Genomic DNA, 24485 nt, shown 5'->3' with positions numbered 1-24485 from the left:
TCAGCCCCAAAAGAAAGGAAGTCCTTTGGAACATATTATCTTGTTAAGGGGAGTTACTCCTAATGGAAAAAATGCTATCCCTAAAATGTCTTATCTAGTAGATATCTTAACAGAAGCCGGTTTTCAACAAGTTCGAACCTATATTCAAAGTGGTAATATCATTCTTGAAAGTAACTTAGCCTTAGAAAAAATACGAGAACAGGTTCATACTCTAATAAAGAAAAAGATTGGAGCCGATCTCAAAATAATCATTAAGAATAAGGATATTTTTAAAAACATTGTCCAAGAAAACCCTTTTGGAGAACACTATCTTTATGACCGTGTACACGTGATTTTTTATCAAGAATCTATTCAAAGCCTCCCTTTAGACAAATTGAAAATTGATTACGGTGAAGAAGAAATTTGTATTGGTAACCACTGCCTTTACCTCTATCTCCCTAGAACTGCTAAACAAAAGAAACTCCATACCAACTATCTTGAAAAGCTTTTTAATGTAGATTTGACCATGCGAAAACTAAATGTGGTAGAAAAATTATTAAGCAAATAGTGCTTGAATTTAGTAAAAATCGGAAGAATGCTCCTCCGATTTTATTTTGTCTGAGTTTGGACATAATAGGCAATGACATCTGATGTGTACTGGGCTGTTCCAGGTCCAAATTTGTCAATGTTTTCCTTAAATTCTGGGTTGTAGACGTAGCCTTTACCGATATGACCAAATACCTCAATAGAGCAGTCAAATCCATAAGTACGGATGGCTTGCAAGAGTTTAGCGGCTTCTTCTTGATTTTCGGTTGCTGTTACAGGTAGACCAGCTTGAAGATTTTGTGACAAGACTCGAAAAACTTGATTGAAGGCAGCCGTAGCTTCGTCTTCGTGACCTTTTTGGCGCTCCAGCGCTTGGTCCATGACTTCTTGTCCATATTTCTCTACCGCCTCTTGGTGGTATTTTTGATGGTCTTGGTAGTTAAATCCAGCAAATTTCTCTTGAATGCTCATTTCTCTTTCTCCTTTTTGTTCTTGAATGGTTTTTTGCAAGGTTGAAATCAAGGTATCCAGATGTTCCCTTTCTCGAGTCAAATAGTCCAACTGCCTGGTCAAATGAGGCAATAAATTTGTCCTTTCTTCCTTTAATAGCTCTGCTATTTTTTCTAAAGAAAAGCCTAGATATTTATAGTAAAGAATGACCTGAAGGCGTTCCAAATCCTCTTTACTGTAAATTCGATAACCGTTTTCTGACTTTAAAGGAACTAAGAGTCCTATCTTGTCGTAGTGATGCAGGGTCTTGACAGAGACGCCCGAAAACTGCGCAGCTTCTTTTATATGGTACATGATTTCCTCCTTATACTCAATGAAAATCAAAGAGCAAACTAGGAAGCTAGCCGCAGGCTGTACTTGAGTACGGTAAGGCGACGCTGACGTGGTTTGAAGAGATTTTCGAAGAGTATTACATTGATAGTATAACCCCTCCCCTTAGGTCAGAGTCAAGCGTTTTTGCGAAATTTTTAAAAATTTTTAAGAAAGGTGTGAAAACTTGAAAATGGTTTTCTTGACAGACCTTAGAAAACATGATAGGATAGTCAAGTCTATCAATCAAAAGAAAGGCTCATTTTGAGTACTTATGAGGCTATTTGCCAAGGGCAGTAGCTTTTTCTTTTGTAATACTAATTTTAGGAGTTTAACTATGTCTGAAAAATCGCAATGGGGTTCTAAACTGGGCTTCATCCTAGCATCTGCTGGTTCAGCCATCGGACTTGGAGCCGTTTGGAAATTCCCTTATATGACTGCTGCTAACGGTGGAGGAGGCTTTTTACTAGTCTTTCTCATCTCCACTATCTTAATCGGTTTCCCCCTCCTGCTAGCTGAGTTTGCCCTCGGCAGAAGCGCTGGTGTCTCTGGGATTAAAACCTTTGGAAAACTAGGCAAGAATAGCAAATACAATTTTATCGGTTGGATTGGTGCCTTTGCCCTCTTTATCCTCCTCTCCTTTTACAGTGTTATCGGTGGATGGATTTTAGTCTATCTAGGTATTGAGTTTGGGAAATTGTTCCAACTTGGTGGAACGGGTGATTATACTCAGTTATTTACTTCAATCATTTCAAATCCAGCCATTGCCCTTGGCGCACAAGCTGCCTTTATCTTATTAAATATCTTTATTGTATCACGTGGGGTTCAAAAAGGGATTGAAAGAGCTTCGAAAGTCATGATGCCTCTGCTCTTTATCATCTTTGTCGTGATCATTGGGCGCTCTCTCAGCTTGCCAAATGCTATGGAAGGCGTTCTCTACTTCCTCAAACCAGACTTCTCAAAACTGACCAGCGCTGGTCTCCTCTATGCTCTGGGACAATCTTTCTTTGCCCTCTCACTAGGGGTTACAGCCATGCTGACCTATGCTTCCTACTTGGACAAGAAAACCAATCTGGTCCAGTCAGGGATTTCCATCGTAGCCATGAACATCTCGGTTTCCATCATGGCGGGACTAGCCATTTTCCCAGCCATGTCAGCTTTCAATATCCAGTCGGAAGGGGGACCAAGCCTGCTCTTTATCGTCTTGCCTCAACTCTTTGACAAGATGCCTTTTGGAACTATTTTCTACATCCTTTTCCTCTTGCTTTTCCTCTTTGCGACGGTCACTTCTTCTGTCGTTATGCTGGAAATCAATGTGGGCAATATCACCAATCAGGACAATCGCAAGCGTGCTAAATGGAGTGCTATTTTAGGAATCTTGACCTTTGTCTTTGGAATTCCTTCAGCTCTATCCTATGGGATCATGGCGGATGTTCACATCTTTGGGAAGACCTTCTTTGATGCTATGGATTTCTTGGTTTCCAATCTCCTCATGCCATTTGGAGCTCTCTGCCTGTCACTTTTTACAGGCTACATCTTTAAGAAGGCTCATGCTAAGGAGGAACTCCATCTTGATGAAAGAGCATGGAAACAAGGACTTTTCCAAGTCTGGCTTTTCCTTCTTCGTTTTATCATTCCAATCATCATCATCGTGGTTTTTATCGCCCAATTTATGTAATCAAAAAGGACTTGAGTAGTAAACTCAGGCCCTTTCTTTTTATGGATGGCTAACAATCAATTCCAAACCTTGCCCTTCCAAGGTCCAAGCTTCAACATCACTTGGTAGGATAAAGTGGCTCCCTTTTTGGATTGGATAGTTTTTCCCGTCAACAGTTAGTTGACCTTGACCAGCCAAGACACTCAACAAGCTGTAGTCAGCTGTCTTTTCAAAGTTAACTTTTCCAGTAATTTCCCATTTGTAAACTGCGAAGAAATCATTGGATACAAGGAGAGTGGAACGTAGATCATCTGCTTTGACAGTGACAGGTCGGCTATTGGCAGGTTCTCCAATGTTTAAAACATCGATGGATTTTTCAAGATGAAGTTCACGCAAGTTGCCCTTGTCATCCTTGCGGTCAAAGTCATAGACACGGTAGGTAGTGTCACTAGACTGCTGGGTTTCAAGAATCAAGATACCTGCACCGATAGCGTGCATGGTACCACTTGGCACATAGAAGAAATCTCCAGCCTTAACTGGCACTTTTGTCAGTAAGGCATCCCAGTTCTTGTCCTCAATTTGCTGGCGGAGTTCTTCTTTTGACTTGGCATTGTGACCATAGATAATCTCTGATCCCTCATCCGCTGCGATGATATACCAGCATTCTGTTTTTCCAAGTTCGCCTTCGTGTTCTAGTCCATAGGCATCGTCTGGGTGAACTTGGACGCTAAGCCAGTCGTTGGCATCGAGAATTTTAGTTAAGAGAGGAAATACTGGTTCTGGACGGTTGCCAAACAACTCACGGTGTTCCGCATACAAAGTAGCAAGGTCTGTTCCCTCGTAGCGTCCATTGGCTACCTTAGAAACTCCATTTGGGTGGGCTGAGATAGCCCAGTATTCCCCGATTTTTTCACTTGGAATGTCGTAACCAAACTCATCACGTAGCTTGGTCCCACCCCAGATTTTTTCTTGCATAACTGATTGTAAAAATAATGGTTCTGACATGTCGATCTCCTGTCTGATTTTTCTCCCCTCATTATAGCAAAAAAAGAGTTCGAATTGAACTCTTTTTTCTATTTTATAAAGTAGGGAGAAGATTTTGTAAAAATAGTAACGAAACAATCTCTTACTTGATGGAGGAACCCCTAAAGCAGCAATCAGAAAGCTCGCTGTCAACGGCTATTCTCCTCAACTCTCATTAGACTTTCTTTACTTGAGAATCTATTTTTATGTACAAAAAAGACTGAAACCAGTCTTCTTTTTAAATCAAAGCTGTAATAGCCGTCACAAGGCCAAAAACAATACCTGGAGCATTGGCAGCAGCAAGGGGAATATCTCTTTCTTTCTTGAAAAGACCGTAGTAAACCCAGAGACTACAGTTGATGGCAGCAACCAAGGGCTGGATGAAATTTCCTTTTTGACCAGCCAGATTGTTCATGATTTGTGGGAAGTAAGACACATACATCATAACAGACATAAAGGTCGCTACCCAACCTAAAATTTTCATTTGTTTTTCAGACATTTTCAAAACCTCTTTCATTTTTACTGAATCTTATTTTAAAATATTCTTTCAAAACAATCAAGTCTTTAAAACTTTTGTTATAAAGATATAAACTATCACAATCTTGTTATAAGAAAGAGGGAACAGAAAAAAGACCGAATTGCTCCGTTCTGTTTACTCAATCAAATATTAGAAAATGAATACTCCTTTTCAATGAATCGATTGATTGATGGTAAATAAGCCGTTAGAAATTATTGACAGTATCGAAATTTTCTAGTAAAATGAATTTTGTTAATACCTAAATGGTGTGTAGTTTTCTATCAACATAGTCAGGAGAAAAGGAACTTATGCTAAAAAAATTTAATGAATTGTCACTGAAAGATAAGGCTTATCTAATTGGCGGTTTGAGCTTATTAGTCATTGTGATCTCATTTGGTCTACTCAATCGTCAAACAGTAACTGTCAGTCTTGTCTTTACACAACTATCTGCTCCCTTGATTTTGGTGATTTTTACTTGTCTAGTAATCGGGATCATTGCTGGTAGTGCTATTGGTATTAGCTATCACCATAACAAGACTCAAGATCTGAGAAGCCGCATTGCTGAAGCAGAAGCGACTATCAATATAAAAGACAGGGAGCTTGTCCAGTACGAGGAACAGGTGCAACAATTAAAACAGGAAGCCAAACAATAAGTGTAGAAATCATAACCACCCGTGAAAACGGGTGGTTTTTTGTCTCGCACCTAACGGAGCGAGACGGACTGAAAGTCGCATAAATACAAAAAAGACCGGATTGCTCCGATCTTTTAATAATTCATACTCTTAATTTCTGTTTTAAAAATAGCTAAGGTTAACGTCCACTTATTTCATACGATAAAAATCAATTACTAAACCAGCAGGTCCTTTTACAAGCAAGGATTCTGTTCCCCAATCGGTTACAGCTGGGCCGTTTAAAACTGTGATACCAAGATCTTTCAACCGTTGGTAGTTCTGGTCTACATCCTCAACCTCGATGTGAAGAATGATGCCTGACTGAAAGTTTTCCATAGGAACCAAATGATTTTGGGACAACATGAGGCAGTGACTGCCAATCGTAAACTGAGCAAAACTGTCATCAACATAATCGGGCTTTTTATCCAAAATACGCTCCAAGTCAGCACAGACTTTGGGAACATCTGAAACGATAATATCTAATTGATTTAAATTCATTTACTATCCTCCATAAAAAGACCGGATTGCTCCGATCTTTTTAAGTTCCACGAAGAAATTATTTAATCGCGCGTGATTGCAACCCTTCTTCTTCCAAGAAGAGACGGAATGGTACGAGTTCTTCTGCTTCGTATTTTTCCTTGAAGGCTTTGATTGCTTCTTCTGAGTGAAGTTTTGGATCCAATTCAAGTACTTCTACTGGAAGTGGACGGTGTTCAGTGATGCGAGCATCGATAACAACAGTTTTACCTTCTTTGCTCAATTTAACAGCTTCTGCAACAACTGCATCGATGTCTTCGATACGGTCAACTGTAAATCCAACAGCTCCTTGAGCTTCAGCGATTTTCGCATAGTCAGCATTAGGGAAGTCACAACCAAACAAGTGTTTGTTTGTGTCTTCGTATTTGTCCTTGATGAAGGCATATTTACCATTTGAGAAGACAACGTTGATAACTGGAAGGTCGTATTGAACGTTTGTGATAACGTCTGGGTAGCACATGTTGAATGCACCGTCACCCATGATGTTCCATACTTGGCGATCTGGATTGTCTTTCTTAGCAGCGATACCACCAGGAAGGGCAATACCCATTGTCGCAAAGAGTGGAGATGTACGCCACATGTTCTTAGGTGTCATGTGAAGGTGACGAGTAGATGTTTGAGTAGTGTCACCTACGTCGATTGAGTAGATAGCGTCTTGATCAGCATGTTTGTTGATTGCATTGTAAACTTGATACAATTGCAATTCACCCTCAGTTTTACCTTCGAGTTTGTTCATGTAATCACGCCAGTTTTGGTTATTCTTAACGTTTGCACGCCACCATGGAGTAGATTCAACTGGGTTTACTTTGTCAAGGATTGCTTTCGCTGCTTGACCTGCGTCACCAAGGATTGAAGCGTCAAGGGCGTGACGTTTACCAAGTTTGTAAGGGTCAATATCCACTTGGATGAATTTTTCAGTGTTCTTGAATGCTTCATAAACTTCAGCAAATGGGAAGTTTGAACCAAGGAAAAGAACTGTGTCTGCTTCAAAGACCACTTCGTTGGCTGGTTTCCAACCAACACGGTAAGCAGAACCTGTCAAACCTTCATAGTTCCATTCGAAAGCTTCAAAGTTTTTACCAGTTGTGATGATTGGTGCTTTGATTTTACGTGACAATTCAGTAATCACTTCACCAGCTTTCACACCACCGTAACCAGCATAGATAACTGGACGTTCAGCATTGTTCAAGATTTCAACAGCTTTATCGATTTCAACTTCGTTCAAAGCAGGAGCGATGAATGAACGCTCGTATGAACCTGATCCATAGTATGAGTTTTCGTCGATTTCTTGGAAACCGAAGTTTACTGGGATTTCAACAACAGCTGGACCTTTTTTAGAAACTGCAGCACGGCAAGCTTCGTCAATAACTTTTGGCAATTGCTCAGCGTAAGCTACACGTTTGTTATATACAGCGATACCGTTGTACATTGGGTTTTGGTTCAATTCTTGGAAAGCATCCATGTTCAATTCGTTAACTGGACGTGATCCAAGGATTGCTAGGAATGGAGTGTTATCCATAGCTGCATCGTAAACACCGTTAATCAAGTGAGTCGCACCTGGACCACCTGAACCAACTGCAACCCCGATTGAGCCGCCGAATTTAGCTTGCATAACCGCTGCAAGAGCACCTGTTTCTTCGTGACGAACTTGCAAGAAACGGATATCTTTGTCTTCAGCCAAAGCGTCCATCAATGAGCTGAGTGTTCCTGATGGGATACCATAGATTGTGTCTACGCCCCATGTTTTCAATACATTAAGCATTGCTGCAGATGCAGTAATTTTCCCTTGAGTCATAATGATAACTCTCCTTCAAATATTTTTAAATCTACTAAAAAAGGTTTCATATAGTTTTTGAAAACGTTTCAGTAAATTTTTACAATACTAATTTATCACATTTATTTTGACTTTACTAAGAATCTGCTCAGAAGTTTTTATTCTCTATTACAGTACAGTTTGAAAACGTTTTTAGCTTCTGTTTTATAATACTCAATGAAAATCACAGAGCAAACTAGGAAGCTCGCCACAGGTTGCTCAAAGCACAGCTTTGAGGTTGCAGACAAAGCTGACGTGGTTGGAAGAGATTTTTGAAGAGTATAAAAAGCGAGCAAGCCCGCTTTTAGTCTATTTTACTAAAGTTTAGTAAGAGTGAACTGGTCAGAACGGATACAGAACTAAAGGCCATGGCTAGACCTGCCAGTTCTGGGTTGAGAGCCAGTCCAACACCTGAAAAGACTCCTGCTGCAATCGGAATTCCGGCGACATTGTAGATAAAGGCCCAGAAAAGATTGAGCAGAATACGATGAAAGGTTTTCTTACTCATGTCAAAGGCACGTACCACTCCTAGGAGGTTATTAGTTGTCAACACCAAATCTGCTGACTCGATGGCAATATCTGTTCCAGCACCCATAGCAATTCCCACATCTGCTACACTGAGGGCAGGGGCATCATTGATACCATCCCCAACAAAGGCTACTTTGCCAGCCGCTTGTAGTTTATGGATTTCATGAGCTTTTTCCTCTGGCAAGACACCTGCAATGACCTCTTCGATTCCGATCTGATCGGCAATGGCACGCGCCACACCAGCATTATCTCCTGTCAGCATGACTGTTTTAAGACCTCGTTTTTTCAACTGACTGATGGCAAGCTTGGCATTTTCCTTAGGAATATCTTGCAGAGCAAGCAAGCCTTTGATTTCATTGTCCACAGCCAAGAAAACAACTGTCTTAGCTTCTTTTTCTAGTTCTTCTAGTTTTTCTTGATAAGTTCTAGAAATATCCATGCCATCCAGCATTTTAGCATTTCCAAGCAAAACTTGTTTTCCATTGATTTGCCCTGAGACACCTTTCCCGTGCAAGGCTTGGAAATTTTCAACAGTTTGAAACTCAAGTCCAGCTTCACTCGCTCGTTTCACAACGGCTTCAGCCAGTGGGTGTTGAGAAGCTTCTTCCAAGGAAGCTGCCAATCCAAGCACTTCTACTTCGTCTCCAATGATATCTGTGACCACAGGTTTCCCTTCCGTCAAAGTTCCGGTCTTATCAAAGACGATAGTTTGAACTTTCTGGATTTCCTGTAGAACCGTTCCATTTTTGAGGAGAACTCCCATCTTGGCACTGCGACCTGTCCCCACCATAAGGGCTGTCGGTGTTGCAAGTCCCAATGCACAAGGGCAGGCGATAATCAAAACCGCCACTCCGTAGAGAAGAGAGGACACAAAGCTAGCTCCAAGCACGACCACACTATCCCTGAGCAAGACGAACCAAACCCAAAAGGTCACAATCCCTAAAATGACAACTGCTGGGACAAAAATTCCTGAAATCTTATCCGTCAAGTCCTGAATCGGCGCACGACTGGTTTGAGCTTTCTTCACAAAATCCACAATCTGAGCCAAAACAGTCTCTGAACCAACTTTTTCTGCTCTAAAAACAAGTGTTCCACTATTATTGATGGTTGAACCAATGACGGTATCTCCAACTGTCTTGTCCACAGGCAGACTCTCACCTGTCACCATAGACTCATCAATACTAGAGATACCTTCTACTACGACACCATCAACCGCAATCTTTTCACCGGGACGCACTCGAATCAGGTCACCTACCTTGACTTGCTCCAAAGGGACTTGAACATAGTTATCCTCACGCAAGACTTCTGCAGTTTTAGCCTGCAAGTCAAGTAATTTCTCCACAGCTTGGGAAGTATTTTTCCGCATTTTCTCCTCAAAAACGGCTCCCATAAGAACGAAGAAGAAGATAAAGGCAGCACTTTCAAAGTAAACGGGGAGACCAGCGAAGAGGGCAACTAAGCTATAGAAATAGGCCACTAGGGTTCCCAGAGCAACCAAGGTATCCATGTTGGCATTGTGCTTTTTAAAACTAGCCCAAGCACTTTGGATATAAGGACCACCTGCTACTAGCATAATCGGTGTTGTGGCTAAAAAGGTTCCCCAACGCATGACTTGGTGACTAATTCCTCCTGTCGACATCCCAATCATGAGGATTACAAGAGGCACAGTAAAGATACTAGTAATCCAAAAACGCTGTAAAAGTGATAGAGATTTTCGAGTCTTCTCAACAACTGTATAACTTCCCTTTTGCATCTTCATACCACAAGAAAATTCATGTTGACCTAATTCTTGAGGGGTAAAACGAATTGTCTTCTCTTCATCCACGCCGATTGGTTCCAAGAGGCCTTCTTCTTCAAACAGAATTTCCTTATAACAGTTTGAAGGTGTCAAACGGTGAAAGGTGATCTCAGCAGGAACTCCTTTTTGCAGTTGAATGTGGGCTGGATGGTAGCCTTTGTCTGCCGTGATACGGATTTTTTGAACACCATTTTCAAGACTTGCTTTTACAATTTCAGTCATATCATTCTCCTATTCTACAATCATCTTACCGTGCATCATATTCATGCCACAAGAGAAACCATACTCTCCAGCCTGCTCAGGCGTGATTTCCACTACATACTCTTCCCCCATTGGCAGATCCGCATGTACACCAAAGTCTGGAAATACGATCTGATCCAAACATGGTGAAGGATCTTTGCGGTCAAAGACAATGCGGGCTGGCACTGATTTCTTGAGGATAATCAACTCAGGCGTATAGCCACCCATGACCTCCACTCGAATCTCTTGGTAGCCGTTTTTTTGCTGGGCTTTTTGTCCAGATTTTTCAGGCTTTTTGAAAAACCAAAACAAGATAAAGGCGATAAGGGTAATACAAACAATGGTTACAATACTATTTAACATGACGTCTCCTTTACATACAATTACATTTTACTTCTGTTACAGCGCTTGATTTCTTCTCAGAAATCACAGCTTCCAAGTCTTCCAAGTCAGCCTGAGTAAAATCACATTCAGCAATCAAATCAGCCAACAAGTTCTTAATCCTACGGGAACAAACCTTGTCTTTGATATCTTGGACAAGTAAATCCCGACTTTGGTCCAAAGTTAAAAGTGCTGAATAAACAAAAGACTTGCCTTCTTTTTTCCGAGTCAAACACTCTTTCTCAACCAAACGAGCCAAAAGAGTTTGAATGGTCGACTTGGACCAGTCGAACCGCTCCGCCAGAACCCTAATCAAATCTGAACTAGTCTGCTCTCCTTGCATCCAAATAATCTTCATGACCTGCCATTCTGCATCTGAAATCTGCATAATCATACCTCCAAAATCTACATTTGTCAATTACAAATATTAGTATACTTCAAAAATCTACATTTGTCAACTGGGAAATTCGAATCTTTCTCTTTTTTTAAAATCTTCATGACAAAAGTGTTTAAAACACAAACAAAAACCTCCACATTCAGTGGAGGCAATCTTTTTATCAATACAATTTTAAGTCGCGTGGGTCAACTGGGAAGGTTGGGTTGTATGGGTTGTGACGGAGTTTGAAGTGTTTGACATCTTCAATGGTCTGAGTTCCAGATAACTGCATAACTGTCTTCAATTCTGCATTCAAGTGTTCAAAGACTTGGCGTACACCGACACTACCACCAAGGGCCAAGCCATAGATAACAGGGCGGCCAATAGCTACCAAGTCTGCTCCTGAAGCCAAAGCTTTAAAGACGTGTTGACCACGACGAATACCTGAGTCAAAGACGATTGGTACGCGTTTGTCAACTGCTTCTGCTACTTCTTGAAGTGAGTCAAAGGCAGCTGGCCCACCGTCGATTTGACGGCCACCGTGGTTGGTTACCCAGATACCAGAGGCACCTGCAGCAAGCGAACGTTCAACGTCCTCACGGCATTGTGGTCCCTTGACATAAACAGGAAGTCCTGAGTATTCAGCGATAAATTCTACATCACGTGGAGACAAGCGTTGTTTAGCTGATTTGTAAACAAAGTCCATTGATTTTCCAGCACCTTCTGGCAGATATTCTTCAACAATCGGCATGCCAACTGGGAAGACAAATCCATTACGCTTATCAACCTCACGATTGCCCCCTACAGTCGCATCTGCTGTCAAGACAATCGCTTTATAACCTTCAGCCTTCACACGGTCCATGATATGGCGGTTGATACCGTCATCCTTACTAAAGTAAAATTGGAACCAATGAGGTGTCCCTTGAAGGGCTTCCGTAATTTCTGGAAGATCGACAGTAGAGTAAGAGCTAGTTGTGTAAAGAGAACCAAACTCATGCACACCACGCGCAGTCGCCACTTCACCCTGTTCATTTGCCAATTTATGAGCTGCAACAGGTGCCATAATGATTGGTGAAGACAATTTTTCACCTGCAAATTCAATCTCTGTACTTGGATTTTCAACATCACAAAGTGTATGAGGAACGATGAGTTTGTGGTTAAAGGCACGAATATTCTCACGCAAAGTGAAAGTATCTTCTGCCCCACTAGCGATATAGCCAAAGGCTGCTTTAGGAATAACTTGTTGCGCCATTGGCTCCAAATCATAGGTATTGATGAAATCTACATGACCCTCTGCATTGCTTGTTTTGTATGACATAAAATGCCCTCCTTAATAAGTAAGCGTTTACTTTGTTTATTACAAAAATATCTTAACTCTTTTTTCAAAACTTTTCAAATATTTTGTTTGGAAATTTCAGAAATTTTATATCTATGATAAAAAATCCTTATCACGGCAATAAAAAATAGATATTATCCAAAGGAGATTTTAAGTGCTACAATAACTGTATTATTTCTAGATGGGAGGTTCTATTTTTGGATTGGTCCATTGTTGAACAATATCTACCACTATATCAAAAGGCTTTTCTCCTAACCTTGCATATTGCAGTTTGGGGAATTCTGGGATCCTTTCTGCTCGGTTTAATCGTTAGTATCATCCGGCATTACCGCATCCCTTTTTTGGCGCAAATAGCGACAGCCTACATTGAATTGTCACGTAATACGCCCCTTTTGATTCAACTCTTCTTTCTCTACTTCGGACTTCCCCAAATAGGGATTGTCCTATCTTCAGAAGTCTGTGCCGCTTTAGGACTGGTCTTTTTAGGAGGCTCCTATATGGCAGAATCTTTCCGAAGTGGGCTGGAAGCCGTCAGTCAAACCCAGCAGGAGATTGGATTAGCAATCGGTCTGACACCTGTGCAGGTCTTTCGCTATGTAGTTCTTCCGCAAGCAACAGCGGTGGCCCTACCGTCTTTTAGTGCCAATGTCATTTTCCTCATCAAGGAAACCTCTGTTTTCTCAGCAGTAGCTTTGGCCGACCTCATGTACGTCGCCAAGGACTTGATTGGACTCTATTATGAGACAGACATTGCGCTAACTATGTTGGTAGTTGCTTACCTTATCATGTTGCTCCCCATCTCACTGGTCTTTAGCTGGATAGAAAGGAGGCTCCGCCATGCAGGATTCGGGAATCCAAGTACTCTTTCAGGGAAATAATCTCCTGAGAATCTTACAGGGATTGAGCGTTACGATTGGGATATCCATCCTATCTGTCCTCTTATCCATGATATTCGGGACAGTCATGGGAATCATCATGACCTCCCATTCTAGAATCATACGATTTTTAACACGATTGTATCTGGAATTCATCCGTATCATGCCCCAACTGGTGCTACTCTTCATCGTTTACTTTGGCTTGGCTCGAAACTTTAATATCAATATCTCAGGTGAGACTTCTGCTATTATCGTTTTCACCCTCTGGGGAACAGCTGAAATGGGGGACTTGGTCCGTGGAGCCATCACTTCCCTCCCTAAGCATCAGTTTGAAAGTGGACAGGCACTAGGTTTGACAAACGTTCAGCTTTACTACCACATCATCATCCCACAGGTCTTGAGAAGATTGCTACCGCAGGCTATCAATCTGGTTACTCGGATGATTAAAACCACTTCCTTGGTTGTTTTGATAGGGGTTGTTGAGGTTACAAAGGTTGGACAACAAATCATCGATAGCAATCGCCTGACCATCCCAACTGCTTCCTTTTGGATTTATGGAACCATTCTAGTCTTATATTTCGCAGTCTGCTTTCCTATTTCCAAACTATCCACTCACTTAGAAAAACATTGGAGGAACTAAATGTCTGAAACTATCTTAGAAATCAAGGAACTAAAAAAATCCTTCGGAGACAATCCCATCCTCCAAGGACTTTCTCTAGAAATCAAAAAAGGGGAAGTTGTTGTTATCCTAGGACCATCTGGTTGTGGGAAAAGTACCCTCCTTCGTTGCCTCAATGGCTTAGAAAGTATTCAAGGTGGAGATATCCTGCTGGATGGTCAGTCTATCGTTGAAAATAAAAAAGATTTTCACCTAGTTCGCCAAAAGATTGGCATGGTCTTTCAAAGCTATGAACTCTTTCCCCATCTGGATGTCCTACAAAACCTCATCCTAGGCCCTATCAAGGCTCAGGGGAGAGACAAGAAGGAAGTAATGGAAGAAGCTCTGCAACTACTGGAGCGTGTCGGTTTACTAGACAAACAACATAGCTTTGCGCGTCAATTATCTGGTGGACAGAAGCAACGGGTTGCAATTGTCCGTGCCCTGCTCATGCATCCAGAAATTATCCTCTTTGATGAAGTGACTGCTTCGCTGGATCCAGAAATGGTACGTGAGGTTCTGGAACTTATCAATGACTTGGCTCAAGAAGGCCGTACCATGATTCTAGTAACCCATGAAATGCAGTTTGCCCAAGCCATTGCAGATCGCATTATCTTCCTAGACCAAGGGAAAATCGCTGAAGAAGGAACTGCTCAAGCCTTCTTTACCAATCCGCAAACCAAACGAGCCCAGGAATTTTTAAACGTCTTTGACTTTAGCCAATTTGGCTCATATCTATAAAGGAGATTCTTATGAAACTATTCAAACCACTCTTAACTGTTTTGGCACTTGCCTTTGCCCTTATCTTTGTCACAGCTTGTAGCTCAGGTGGAAATGGTGGTGCATCGTCAGGTAAAACCACTGCCAAGGCTCGCACAATCGATGAAATCAAAAAAAGCGGTGAGCTACGAGTCGCCGTGTTTGGAGATAAAAAACCGTTTGGTTACGTTGACAATGACGGTTCTTACCAAGGTTACGATATTGAACTTGGGAACCAACTGGCACAAGACCTTGGGGTAAAGGTTAAATACGTTTCAGTCGACGCTGCCAACCGTGCGGAATACTTGATTTCAAACAAGGTAGATATTACTCTTGCCAACTTTACAGTGACTGACGAACGCAAGAAACAAGTTGATTTTGCCCTTCCATATATGAAAGTTTCTCTTGGAGTCGTATCGCCTAAGACCGGTCTCATTACAGATGTCAAACAATTAGAAGGCAAAACCTTGATTGTTACAAAAGGAACGACCGCTGAAACTTATTTTGAGAAAAATCACCCAGAAGTAAAACTCCAAAAATACGACCAATATAGCGATGCCTACCAAGCCCTTCTTGACGGACGTGGAGATGCCTTTTCAACTGACAATACTGAAGTCCTAGCTTGGGCGCTTGAAAATAAAGGCTTTGAAGTTGGAATTACTTCCCTCGGTGATCCAGATACCATCGCAGCAGCAGTTCAAAAAGGCAACCAAGAATTGCTAGACTTCATCAATAAAGATATTGAAAAATTAGGCAAAGAAAACTTCTTCCACAAGGCCTATGAAAAAACACTTCATCCAACCTACGGTGACGCTGCTAAGGCAGATGACCTGGTTGTTGAAGGTGGAAAAGTTGACTAGTCATTAACTCTTAAAAGGGACTGGATTTTAAGCTCCAATCCCTTTTTAAGATTTTACCTATAACATCCTGAGTCTATCTAATATGTTCAATCTGAACACAGTGTACATACTTTATCGTCTATTGCATATACTTTATCACATAAGATACGAATATCCTCTTCACTATGACTAGCAATCAAAATTGTTGTCCCTTTTTCACTAGAGAGCTTTCTAAACAATGTTCTCATATTTTCTACACTTGATTTGTCCAAGGCATTCATAGGTTCATCTAGTAAAAGAATAGAGGGATTCTCCATAATTGCTTGAGCAATCCCTAGCTTTTTCCTCATACCTAGCGAATAAGTTTTAACTTTCTGGTCTTTTTGCTCATATAGACCAACTATTTTCAGTGTATCATTGATTTCCTGATTACCAACTACTCCTCGTATGCTTGCCAAATATTGTAAATTCTTAAAGCCACTATAATAATTTATAAAACCAGGTTCTTCAATCAAAGCTCCCAAATTAGCTGGAATTTTTCTCTCAGGAACAATATTTTCCCCATTGATTAACACTTCTCCATAAGACGGACTATATAAACCAGCTATTAATTTAAACAATACACTTTTCCCTGAGCCATTCGCACCAGTAATTCCTATAATTTCCCCCTGTTTACAACTAAAATTAAGGTTTTGAAAAACACATATTTTTTTTAATTCCAACTGAATATTTTTTAATGTAATTATTTCATTCATTCTATAAACCTCCTCTTTTGACGAGTGAAATAGAAAATGCTTTTAAAAAGAAAGACTAAAAATAGCAACTGAAGAAATAGATCTCGTCCTATATCTCCATTTCCTCTATTCAGAATATAAAATAGATAATTGGTTCGATTCCCCACAAATAAACTGCCAAACACAATCATGAGTAAAAAGAAGCTAACACAAGAAAAGTTCATTTGCTCATTCGCTCCTAGTATGTATAACGTAAAGCAAAGCAAGGATAGCACACAAACATTCAAAAAATCAACTATAAACAAAACTCCTATATCCCAGTTTGGTAACTGTAACATAAATTGAATCACTAGAACTTTTACCATGATTAAAACGAGTCCATAAAGAAAACAGGTCCAAATCTGATACCTAATCCAGAGCTTAATAGAAGAAAATCGAATCACTTCCATAAAGAAATCGGATGCTCTTCTACGATATACAACTGCTAGAAAAAATGTATGAATAATAAACCAATGAAGCAACCATATAGATAAGACTAAAAAAGAGTTTTGACTCAGATTAGGCCCTTTTAAAATTTCTATAACAAGTCTATCATTTCCTTCTAACCAATACCATAATCCTAAACAAATCAATATCCAAAAAAGAACATAACCCCAAAAGTACTTGGTATAGATTATCTGATTCAACCTCCACATGTGACTACTTAACTTTCCCATTTCCAACTTTTACACTCTCCTCCAGTTTCTATGAACAGAAAATACAGTCAATGGAATTATGATAGATAGTAATGTAAGCCAATAAATCAATGCATACGGATTGGAATTTACCATATACTGAAAAATTGGCAATAATCCAATTATCCCATTGTTCAACTGATAAATCCAGAATAAGGATTCTACAAATAAAAAAGTAAACAGAAATACTAAGCTCATGTTTGATTTTTTAAACCAAGAAAAACTGCTAATAGTAAGTAAGGATAAAAAGAAATAGTATGCTATATAAGAGAAAAAAAATCCTATAAAGAAACTAGCATTGTTTGCAATACTTATACCATAAAATTCTCTTAAAAAATCAACCTCCTTTATCTCCAAAGAAAAGCTAAAACCATTACTAAATGCAATTAGAAAAATCAATAAAAATAAAGTCGCCGTCCAAATCCCCGTACTAAGAGCTGCTAATTTGAAACTAAAACTGGTAAAGTGCTTAATTGATTTCAGACGAATGCGGCACTCCAACCTATTAAAATAGTTATTCATCAAATGAAAAAAGAATAATATATATGTGAACGGAAAGCAATATACTCCAGTCGTAATATCTTGAAGTAAGACTAAGAGCCATTCTAATACATTTGGATGGATTGAATATTGGCGACATCGCAGTAAATATACTGTACTAGATAAAATACAGGATAGCAGTAATATAAAATAAACCAATACTGATAAAAAATCTTTTTTGTAAAATTGAACAAATTGTTTCATTATACGTAGTCCTCTGAATGTAGAAAAAATGTACCATAAACAACCAAACAACTAACAAATAAAATAAAAGCAAGATGCCCACTAACTAAGGAAAGACTGATATCTTTCTGATATCCCAAAGCTAATGTTGTCACAGGTTCTAAGTAAGATAGCTCTAAAATACCCCAAAAAATACCCCCAACCATCATATAGGCAACTGGGATGAAAATAGCTCCTAATTTTTTCTTCACTAGCAAAGCACTAGCTAGTCCAAAAATAGAGAACACAGCGCCCCAAACTCCATACCAGAGAGTCGTTACAAGACTATAGAGAAACTGATTAGAATCAAATAATTCTTTTAAGGCACCACTATAGTCTCCAATATAAATTTCCTGATAAGGAGTCACTAAAAGATTAATTCCTAATAATAATAAATAGGGGAGAAAAAAGACTAGAAAAGAAGAAATAATTACAGTACTACCCACAATAGCCAGATACTTCTTTTTAGAAATTCGACACAATTGTGCTGTTAGAAAATGACTCTCAGCATCCTCTATTATCTGACTAGAATAGGGCAGTGTACAGATAAGTGCAGCTACTAGGCTAATCGGTGAAAATCCTCTAATAGAAGAAGCGGCAAAAAAAATCGATAAACCTTCAATTTTATAAATACCATTGAAAGCAAGGAAAATTCCTAAACTCATGCAAAGAAGGGTCAAAAATAAAGACATATAAAACCGAGGTGATTTAACGACTCGTACAAGATTACAAATAAAAAATTCCATCCCAACTCCTCCTTATAATAAGAATAGGGTGTAGCATTCTTTTTTCATGCTACACCCACAATCAACCATCTTTAAGGCTTACTCTGACAAGTAAGTTAATAAGAATCTGGACTCCAAGAACCTGAAGTATGAATTCTTACATGATTTCCAAACTGTGGCGCCATAGCTAATCTAGTATCAGAACCAATATAATTATCACCACCTCCATTATAGTACATGACAATCCTAGAGCCAGAACTCAATTGATATACTGTAGTGATATCTGCCCCACTATAGGCGCTACGAATAGAGGTATTTAACGTTTTACCGCCACCAGTGCTGTAATTATTATTAATTCCAGCAGAGGCGTTTTCTTTCTCAAGCGCACTAGTTGTATCCGAATGAAAACGCGGCAACGTTAAATCATAATCTCCAACCTGTCTAGCTAAGACTGTAGGGAGAAACAAACTAGCTGCAATTGTAACTACGCAAAAAAGGGAATATATTTTTCTTCTTTTCATGACATCGTCCTCCTAAAAAGTGATAAACAAGATAGTTGATTGATCAATTTGATACATATTATATTTTCATTATATCAGCAAAAGAAAGCGCTGTCAATTATTTTATTTAAAATATTGTCATATTTTAAATAAAATGGTTAAAAGAGTCCGGGACAAAAAGATTTTAATTTTAGAAATTCTTTATTATAAATTTTAAAAATCGATAGATTATACAAAAAAACGAACAAAACAGAATTCCAATTGTTAGATAACTCATTTTTGTTCGTTTTTTATGTTTAAGTTAGATTTTTGTCCCAGACTCGTCTCTATTTATCTTACTGACCTAACCTTCTTGCCAATTTTCTTGGTCTTCTTTAAAGCGTTTTAGAAGATCGAGGCCTTCTGGCGTGATGTAACCTTCTTCTTGGGCTAGATGAATCAATTCACTGTAGTTAGAAAGCGTCACAAGTTTGACACCTGCATCTGAGAAGTTCTTATCTGCTTTTGGCAATTGGTAGCTGAAAATCGCTACAACACCAAGAACGTCAGCTCCTTCTCGCTTAGCTGCTGCTACTGCTTCGAGCACAGAACCACCAGTTGAAATGAGGTCTTCAACCACTACCATTTTTTGACCTTGAGCTACGCGACCTTCGATTTGATTACCAGCTCCGTGGTCTTTTGGTTTGCTACGGATATAGGCAAAAGGTAGATTCATCTTATCAGCAATAATAGCTCCGTGTGGAATACCTGCTGTCGCAGTTCCTGCAATCACTTCTACCTCAGGAAAGGCTTCTTTGATAGCATCCACAAAACCATTTTCAATGAGGGTACGAGTCTCTGGATAGGCAAGGGTCACACGGTTATCCGTGTAAATGGGTGACTTGATACCAGATGCCCAAGTGAAAGGCTCCTCTGGTTTGAGGTAAACTGCTTGAATTTTCAAGAGGTGGCTAGCGATATCTTTAGCAAGTGTCATGATCTTCTCCTTTTATTTTTATAATCTATTTTTTAATTCCAGTCCTGTGTCCATTCATCCTTGATGGCATGATAAGCTGCAACAGGATCTTCAGCTTGGGTAATGGGACGTCCCACTACGATATAGTCACTACCGATTTGATAGGCATCAGCAGGTGTCATCACACGTTTTTGGTCTCCAACTGCAGCTCCCTGAGGGCGAATCCCTGGTGTCAGACAGATAAAATCTGGATTGGTGGCCTGCTTGATGAGTTGAACTTCCTGAGCTGAGCAAACGACACCATCCAAGCCTGCTTCAGCTGTCTTCTTGGCATAGTGAATCACGGACTCTTGCAGGCTGGTTTGGATATTTTGAAACTCCTGCATCTGAGCTTCTGATGTTGAGGTCAGCTGTGTTACAGCAATCAACTTCGCTTGGTTTCCAAGACCTTCACGCGCAGCCTTCATCATCTCTACACCACCAGCCGCATGAACATTGGCCATATCCACACCAAGCTGAGACAAGACCTTCATGGCTGATTTAACTGTATTAGGAATATCATGCAGCTTGAGATCCAAAAAGACACTATGACCCTGATCTTTTAAGTAGGACACAATCTCAGGCCCTGTTGCGTAATAGAGCTCCATCCCTACCTTGAGATAAAGGCTTTCTTCTGCTGGAAAAAGAGCTAAGAATTCCTTGACTGCCTCAAAACTAGGAAAATCAAGAGCAATGACTGGACGATGTTCTCGCATAGGTTTCTCCTTTTACCTTTGCTAGTGAGAGAGTCTGGCCACAAGAAGCCACGAAAAAAGGAACCTGCCAACAGCAAGGTTCCACGAAAAATGGGTAGTCTCCACCCTTTCACCGTCTAACCTTAGCTGCCTCTCTGGACTGCTTTAAAGGTTTTTTACTATTCTATTATTTCTACTAACACTTGTCAAGTAAAAACATGGCAACTAAAGAGCTCTAGGAGAAAAGGTAAACCTAGCGACGCGATGAACGCTGACTTGTTTGGTTTCGATTGCTCTCTTCCTCCAATTTTTTCTTCTCTTCTTCCAGTTTATTCTGCTGTTCTTCCAGCCTTTTCTTCTCTTCCTCTTTCTGTTTCTTCTCAGCTTCCTTGGCCTCTTGTTTGGCTTTTTCCTCAGCCTCCATGATTAATTTATCCGCCACAGTGTAGCTGTAAATTCCAGCTTCCATGTCAATCACACTCGGTTCTGACAATTGTGGCTTAATCTTACTGTAATATGGCAGTTTCTTACTCATTTCAGATAGAGGAACCAAGACCTCGTCCGAATCATTCATGGTCAATCGAATTAAATCTGATGTGACCTTGCTTGGGGCTAGTTCCACCTTCTGGATAGCCGCCTTGAGTTCTGGACTAATTTGAGCAAGTTCTGACGTAAAGGCTTTGATTTGTTCGCTGTCATTAAAGAGAACTGAGATATAAGTTTCTGGCAGACTCACCAAACTCACCGCACTGGTCTCAAGCTGACCGCTTGAAAGAATTGGATAATGGCTTTCTCCAGAAACATAGTAGGCCACAATATCGTATTCCTTAACCTTGATAGTAAACTTGGTTGGAAATTGATAAACAAGTTGAGCTGATTCAACCCAATAATTAGACTTAATCTGCTCTTCATATTTTGTCTTATCTAGCAGAAGGTTAATCGTATAATCCGAATCCTGAATGCCTGAAGCCTGTCGAATATCATCAGCTGTAGTTTGCACCGTTCCCTCAACACGAATATCCTTCATGGTCGCATAAGGACTGAGCAAGTAGGCAGAGGCAACTAATAAAAGCAAACTGAGAAACAAAATCGAGATAGCCCGCCAGATATGAACTCCTGGAATTTTCGGTTTAGCCGGTTTTTCCTTTACAGGCTTTTTCTCTACTTTTTTAGCCTGTTTATTCTGTTTCTTTGGTTCTTTGGATTTTGGTTCTTCTTTGGCTACTTCTTTTTTGACGTCTTCTGATTTTTCTACTTTTTCTTCAGACTCTTCTTTAGCTGATTCTGGGTCTTTTGGTTCAGATTCACTCTCTTGCTCCTCAGTTTCATCTGACTTTTCAGATTTCGAAGCCATTCGAGCTTGTCTTTCTTTTTCCTTCTCCTCAGCTAGGGCTGCCTCTTCTTCAGCCTTCTTTTTTAGATATTCTTGGTTTCGTTTCTGCCATTCTGATAACTCTTTAAATTCTTCGAGGATTTCTTTGCCCTCATTTTTCTTATCTTTTGACATTTACTTTCCTTATGATAAATCTTTTTTCAATAATTCATAAAAATCTGCTAGAGATTTCAATTCCTTGGAAGCCTTCATCTTCGCTTGATAGTCTTCCTTGTGACTTAGTAAGTGAGAAAGCTTCTCTTCTAAACTGTCCAAGGTCAAATCGCTTTCTTGAAGCTCTTCTGCATAGCCTTTTTTTACAAAGTAAGCTGCATTTTCAATCTGGTCACCACGACTTGCTTCACGACCAAGTGGCACAATAACATGTAGTTTTGCCATGGCCAAGAGCTCAAAAATCGTATTGGCACCACCACGTGTCACAGCAATATCAGCCAATTCCATCAAGGGTTGATAGAGATTGGTCACATAGTCAACACGAAAGAGATTTTGACTCAACTCGTTCAGGCTAGAATCTCCAGTTAGATTGATAATATTGTAGCGTTCTGTCAGCTCTTTCTTATGGTCTGTCACCAATTGGTTAAAGACACGAGCGCCTGCAGAACCACCGACAAACAATACAGTTGGCAATTTAGGATTAAAGTGGGTTTGAATATCTACCAATTCATCTGGTTCTGGATTTTTTTGATCTGAAACCTTGGTCACCGCTCCCACATGCTCGACCTTAGACAAACTTGAAGCTTGCTCAAAGGTTGAATACATCTTCGTTGCAAATTTATAGGCGATTTTATTGGCCAAGCCCATAGATAGGTCAGATTCGTGAATAAAGACTGGCACTCCTGACACACGCGCAGCGATAACAGGCGGTACTGAGACAAAGCCTCCCTTTGAAAAAAGGGCCTGTGGACGAAGTCGCAACATGATAAAGAGAGATTGGACAATTCCCCAGCCAACTTTAAAGACGTCCAGCATATTTTGCCAAGAGAAATAACGACGCAATTTTCCAGTCGCAATGGAATGGAAGGTGACATCTAGACCCGACTTGAGGATTTCTTGGTGTTCGATACCACGCTTGTCCCCGATATAGTGGACTTCCCAGCCATCTTCGATGAACTTGGGCATTAACAAAAGGTTGAGGGTCACGTGTCCAACCGTCCCCCCACCTGTAAAGACAATTTTTTTCATATTATTCCTTTAACTCCGCTACTGTGTCGATAAAGAGGTCGCCACGTACTTCAAAGTTAGCATACATATCCCAGCTGGCATTTGCAGGACTGAGAAGGACTACATCTCCTGGAGTCGCAAGTTCATAGGCTTTGCGGGTCGCATCTGCAATACCAGTCGCATCCACATATGCCACACCAGCCTTGTCTGCTGCCCGTTTGACACGTTCGGCAGACTGACCCAGGACGACCATCTTTTTAAGTCCAGTAATGTCTGGCACCAGTTCGTCAAACTCATTACCACGGTCCAAACCACCTGCAATCAAAATGACCTTGCTGTTGTCAAATCCTGACAAGGCTTTTTGAGTAGCCAAGATATTGGTTGACTTGCTATCATTATAGAATTTGACACCCTTGATTTCATCCACAAATTGGAGACGGTGTTTGACACCACCAAAGGCTGAAAGAGTTTCTTTGATGGTTTGGTTATCAACACCACGAAGCTTGGCTACAGCAATCGTCGCAAGGGCATTTTCCACATTGTGGCTACCTGGAACTCCGATTTCATTCGCTGCCATGACAACTTCCCCACGGAAGTAGAGTTGACCATCTTCCAGATAAGCTCCATCAACCTTTTCAAGTGTTGAAAATGGTACAACTGTAGCTTGTGTTTTTCTTGCCAATTCTTTTGCCAAGTCTTGGTTAAAGTTCAAGACAAGGAAATCATCCACTGTCATCTTGTTCTGGATATTCCACTTGGCTGCTACATATTCCTCAAAAGAACCATGATAATCGATATGAGTTGGCATGAGGTTGGTAATAACTGCAATCTCAGGATGAAATTCTTGAACGCCCATGAGTTGGAAAGAAGAAAGTTCCATAACAAGAGTGTCCTTGTCTGACGCAGTTTGAGCCACTTGACTAGCTGGATAGCCGATATTCCCTGATAAAAGACCATGTTGACCAGCAGCAGTCAAAACTTCCCCAATCATGGTCGTTGTGGTTGTTTTACCGTTCGAACCTGTGATACCGATAATTGGCGCTTCTGAAATCAAGTAAGCCAATTCCACCTCAGTCAAGACTGGAATTCCCTTTGCCAAAGCCTTTTCAATCATGGGATTGCTGTAAGGGATGCCTGGATTTTTCACCATAAGGGCAAACTCTTCATCCAAGAGTTCCAAAGGATGACCGCCTGTGATGACCTTGATCCCTTCTTCCAACAAACTTTGGGCAGCTGGATTGTCCTCGAATGGTTTCCCGTCATTTACTGTCACAATGGCACCCAGCTTATCCAACAAACGAGCTGCAGATTCACCAGACTTGGCCAAACCTAAAACAAGGACTTTCTTATTTTTAAATTGATCTATTACTTTCATGTCTCGAACTCCATTTCTACTCTTACTATTTTACCATTTTTATGGAAATAAAAAAGCCAC

At 40.3% G+C, this 24485-nt stretch carries 26 protein-coding genes; 7 read left to right on the top strand and 19 right to left on the bottom strand.

The genetic code is table 11. From position 1 onward, the window contains the following. Nucleotides 1-25: 25 nt before the first annotated feature. On the top strand, nt 26-547 hold the full coding sequence (locus B7692_RS02010) for a DUF1697 domain-containing protein (RefSeq protein ID WP_084929759.1): 522 nt from the start codon (nt 26-28) through the stop codon (nt 545-547). 41 nt (nt 548-588) lie between these two features. Here B7692_RS02010 and B7692_RS02005 read toward each other — a convergent pair whose 3' ends face one another. After that, the gene (locus B7692_RS02005) at nt 589-1329 is read right to left on the bottom strand and encodes a MerR family transcriptional regulator (protein ID WP_084929758.1); all 741 of its coding nucleotides are present in this window, start codon (nt 1327-1329) and stop codon (nt 589-591) included. Nucleotides 1330-1681: 352 nt separating this feature from the next. Between B7692_RS02005 and B7692_RS01995 the strand changes: the two genes are divergently transcribed. Beyond that, nucleotides 1682-3022, top strand: a complete 1341-nt coding sequence (locus tag B7692_RS01995; RefSeq protein WP_084929757.1) for a sodium-dependent transporter — start codon at nt 1682-1684, stop codon at nt 3020-3022. 39 nt (nt 3023-3061) lie between these two features. Here the strand turns inward: B7692_RS01995 and manA are convergent, their stop codons facing one another. Both manA and B7692_RS01985 read right to left on the bottom strand, forming a co-directional pair. Beyond that, on the bottom strand, nt 3062-4006 hold the full coding sequence (gene manA / locus B7692_RS01990; protein WP_001294306.1) for a mannose-6-phosphate isomerase, class I: 945 nt from the start codon (nt 4004-4006) through the stop codon (nt 3062-3064). 256 nt (nt 4007-4262) lie between these two features. Then, nucleotides 4263-4523 carry a SemiSWEET family transporter gene (locus B7692_RS01985; protein ID WP_001291473.1) on the bottom strand — a complete coding sequence of 87 codons (261 nt, stop codon included), beginning with the start codon at nt 4521-4523 and terminating at the stop codon, nt 4263-4265. 326 nt (nt 4524-4849) lie between these two features. Here B7692_RS01985 and B7692_RS01980 point away from each other — a divergent pair, with 326 nt between their 5' ends. Continuing rightward, nucleotides 4850-5194: a lipopolysaccharide assembly protein LapA domain-containing protein gene (locus B7692_RS01980; RefSeq protein WP_000913393.1), complete on the top strand. Its 345-nt coding sequence runs from the start codon at nt 4850-4852 to the stop codon at nt 5192-5194. A gap of 168 nt (nt 5195-5362) precedes the next feature. Here B7692_RS01980 and B7692_RS01975 read toward each other — a convergent pair whose 3' ends face one another. From B7692_RS01975 to lctO, 6 genes are all read right to left on the bottom strand, one after another. After that, a complete protein-coding gene (locus B7692_RS01975; RefSeq protein WP_084929756.1) occupies nt 5363-5710 on the bottom strand; it encodes a VOC family protein in 348 nt (115 codons plus the stop codon). Between the two features lie 58 nt (nt 5711-5768). After that, nucleotides 5769-7544: a pyruvate oxidase gene (spxB, locus tag B7692_RS01970; protein WP_000191811.1), complete on the bottom strand. Its 1776-nt coding sequence runs from the start codon at nt 7542-7544 to the stop codon at nt 5769-5771. Nucleotides 7545-7866: 322 nt separating this feature from the next. After that, entirely contained in the window at nt 7867-10110 is a 2244-nt protein-coding gene (locus B7692_RS01965; protein WP_084929755.1) for a heavy metal translocating P-type ATPase, read from the bottom strand. A gap of 9 nt (nt 10111-10119) precedes the next feature. Continuing rightward, the gene (locus B7692_RS01960) at nt 10120-10491 is read right to left on the bottom strand and encodes a cupredoxin domain-containing protein (protein ID WP_023943154.1); all 372 of its coding nucleotides are present in this window, start codon (nt 10489-10491) and stop codon (nt 10120-10122) included. A 10-nt stretch (nt 10492-10501) separates the two neighbouring features. Next, nucleotides 10502-10897, bottom strand: coding sequence for a CopY/TcrY family copper transport repressor (locus B7692_RS01955; protein WP_001167188.1), 396 nt, complete (start codon nt 10895-10897; stop codon nt 10502-10504). A 169-nt stretch (nt 10898-11066) separates the two neighbouring features. Next, on the bottom strand, nt 11067-12203 hold the full coding sequence (lctO, locus tag B7692_RS01950; RefSeq protein ID WP_000120714.1) for an L-lactate oxidase: 1137 nt from the start codon (nt 12201-12203) through the stop codon (nt 11067-11069). Nucleotides 12204-12418: 215 nt separating this feature from the next. Here lctO and B7692_RS01945 point away from each other — a divergent pair, with 215 nt between their 5' ends. Genes B7692_RS01945 through B7692_RS01930 form a run of 4 tightly spaced genes read left to right on the top strand, consistent with a single transcriptional unit; the run spans nt 12419 to nt 15373 of the window. Beyond that, nucleotides 12419-13099: an amino acid ABC transporter permease gene (locus B7692_RS01945; protein WP_084929754.1), complete on the top strand. Its 681-nt coding sequence runs from the start codon at nt 12419-12421 to the stop codon at nt 13097-13099. Further along, nucleotides 13059-13736: an amino acid ABC transporter permease gene (locus B7692_RS01940; RefSeq protein ID WP_045611976.1), complete on the top strand. Its 678-nt coding sequence runs from the start codon at nt 13059-13061 to the stop codon at nt 13734-13736. The genes B7692_RS01945 and B7692_RS01940 overlap by 41 nt, the downstream gene beginning before the upstream one ends. Further along, on the top strand, nt 13737-14495 hold the full coding sequence (locus B7692_RS01935) for an amino acid ABC transporter ATP-binding protein (protein WP_084929753.1): 759 nt from the start codon (nt 13737-13739) through the stop codon (nt 14493-14495). 11 nt (nt 14496-14506) lie between these two features. Then, nucleotides 14507-15373: a cysteine ABC transporter substrate-binding protein gene (locus B7692_RS01930; RefSeq protein ID WP_084929752.1), complete on the top strand. Its 867-nt coding sequence runs from the start codon at nt 14507-14509 to the stop codon at nt 15371-15373. Between the two features lie 86 nt (nt 15374-15459). Here B7692_RS01930 and B7692_RS01925 read toward each other — a convergent pair whose 3' ends face one another. The 10 genes from B7692_RS01925 to murD all read right to left on the bottom strand — a co-directional run bounded on the left by B7692_RS01925 (nt 15460) and on the right by murD (nt 24425). Beyond that, entirely contained in the window at nt 15460-16107 is a 648-nt protein-coding gene (locus tag B7692_RS01925; protein WP_084929751.1) for an ATP-binding cassette domain-containing protein, read from the bottom strand. Then, nucleotides 16104-16802, bottom strand: coding sequence for a hypothetical protein (locus tag B7692_RS01920; RefSeq protein ID WP_192855400.1), 699 nt, complete (start codon nt 16800-16802; stop codon nt 16104-16106). The genes B7692_RS01925 and B7692_RS01920 overlap by 4 nt, the downstream gene beginning before the upstream one ends. A gap of 9 nt (nt 16803-16811) precedes the next feature. Next, on the bottom strand, nt 16812-17564 hold the full coding sequence (locus tag B7692_RS01915; protein ID WP_033682780.1) for a hypothetical protein: 753 nt from the start codon (nt 17562-17564) through the stop codon (nt 16812-16814). Beyond that, nucleotides 17564-18328 carry a hypothetical protein gene (locus tag B7692_RS01910; protein WP_084929750.1) on the bottom strand — a complete coding sequence of 255 codons (765 nt, stop codon included), beginning with the start codon at nt 18326-18328 and terminating at the stop codon, nt 17564-17566. Before B7692_RS01910 ends, B7692_RS01915 begins: the two co-directional genes overlap by 1 nt. Nucleotides 18329-18423: 95 nt before the next feature. Further along, nucleotides 18424-18828, bottom strand: a complete 405-nt coding sequence (locus B7692_RS01905) for a hypothetical protein (RefSeq protein WP_023943170.1) — start codon at nt 18826-18828, stop codon at nt 18424-18426. Between the two features lie 322 nt (nt 18829-19150). Beyond that, nucleotides 19151-19783, bottom strand: a complete 633-nt coding sequence (gene pyrE / locus B7692_RS01900; RefSeq protein WP_042901257.1) for an orotate phosphoribosyltransferase — start codon at nt 19781-19783, stop codon at nt 19151-19153. A 32-nt stretch (nt 19784-19815) separates the two neighbouring features. Continuing rightward, nucleotides 19816-20517 carry an orotidine-5'-phosphate decarboxylase gene (gene pyrF, locus B7692_RS01895; RefSeq protein WP_084929749.1) on the bottom strand — a complete coding sequence of 234 codons (702 nt, stop codon included), beginning with the start codon at nt 20515-20517 and terminating at the stop codon, nt 19816-19818. A 232-nt stretch (nt 20518-20749) separates the two neighbouring features. Continuing rightward, a complete protein-coding gene (locus tag B7692_RS01890; RefSeq protein WP_084929748.1) occupies nt 20750-22003 on the bottom strand; it encodes a cell division protein FtsQ/DivIB in 1254 nt (417 codons plus the stop codon). A 9-nt stretch (nt 22004-22012) separates the two neighbouring features. Continuing rightward, the gene (locus B7692_RS01885) at nt 22013-23071 is read right to left on the bottom strand and encodes a UDP-N-acetylglucosamine--N-acetylmuramyl-(pentapeptide) pyrophosphoryl-undecaprenol N-acetylglucosamine transferase (protein WP_084929747.1); all 1059 of its coding nucleotides are present in this window, start codon (nt 23069-23071) and stop codon (nt 22013-22015) included. Between the two features lies 1 nt (nt 23072). Continuing rightward, nucleotides 23073-24425, bottom strand: a complete 1353-nt coding sequence (murD, locus tag B7692_RS01880; protein ID WP_084929746.1) for a UDP-N-acetylmuramoyl-L-alanine--D-glutamate ligase — start codon at nt 24423-24425, stop codon at nt 23073-23075. Between the last annotated feature and the right edge of the window lie 60 nt (nt 24426-24485).

The sequence above is a fragment of the Streptococcus mitis genome (genome assembly GCF_002096925.1).
Taxonomy (GTDB): domain Bacteria; phylum Bacillota; class Bacilli; order Lactobacillales; family Streptococcaceae; genus Streptococcus; species Streptococcus mitis_AF.
Note: the sequence above shows the minus strand (reverse complement) of the source record. Positions and strands in the feature narration are given on the sequence as shown.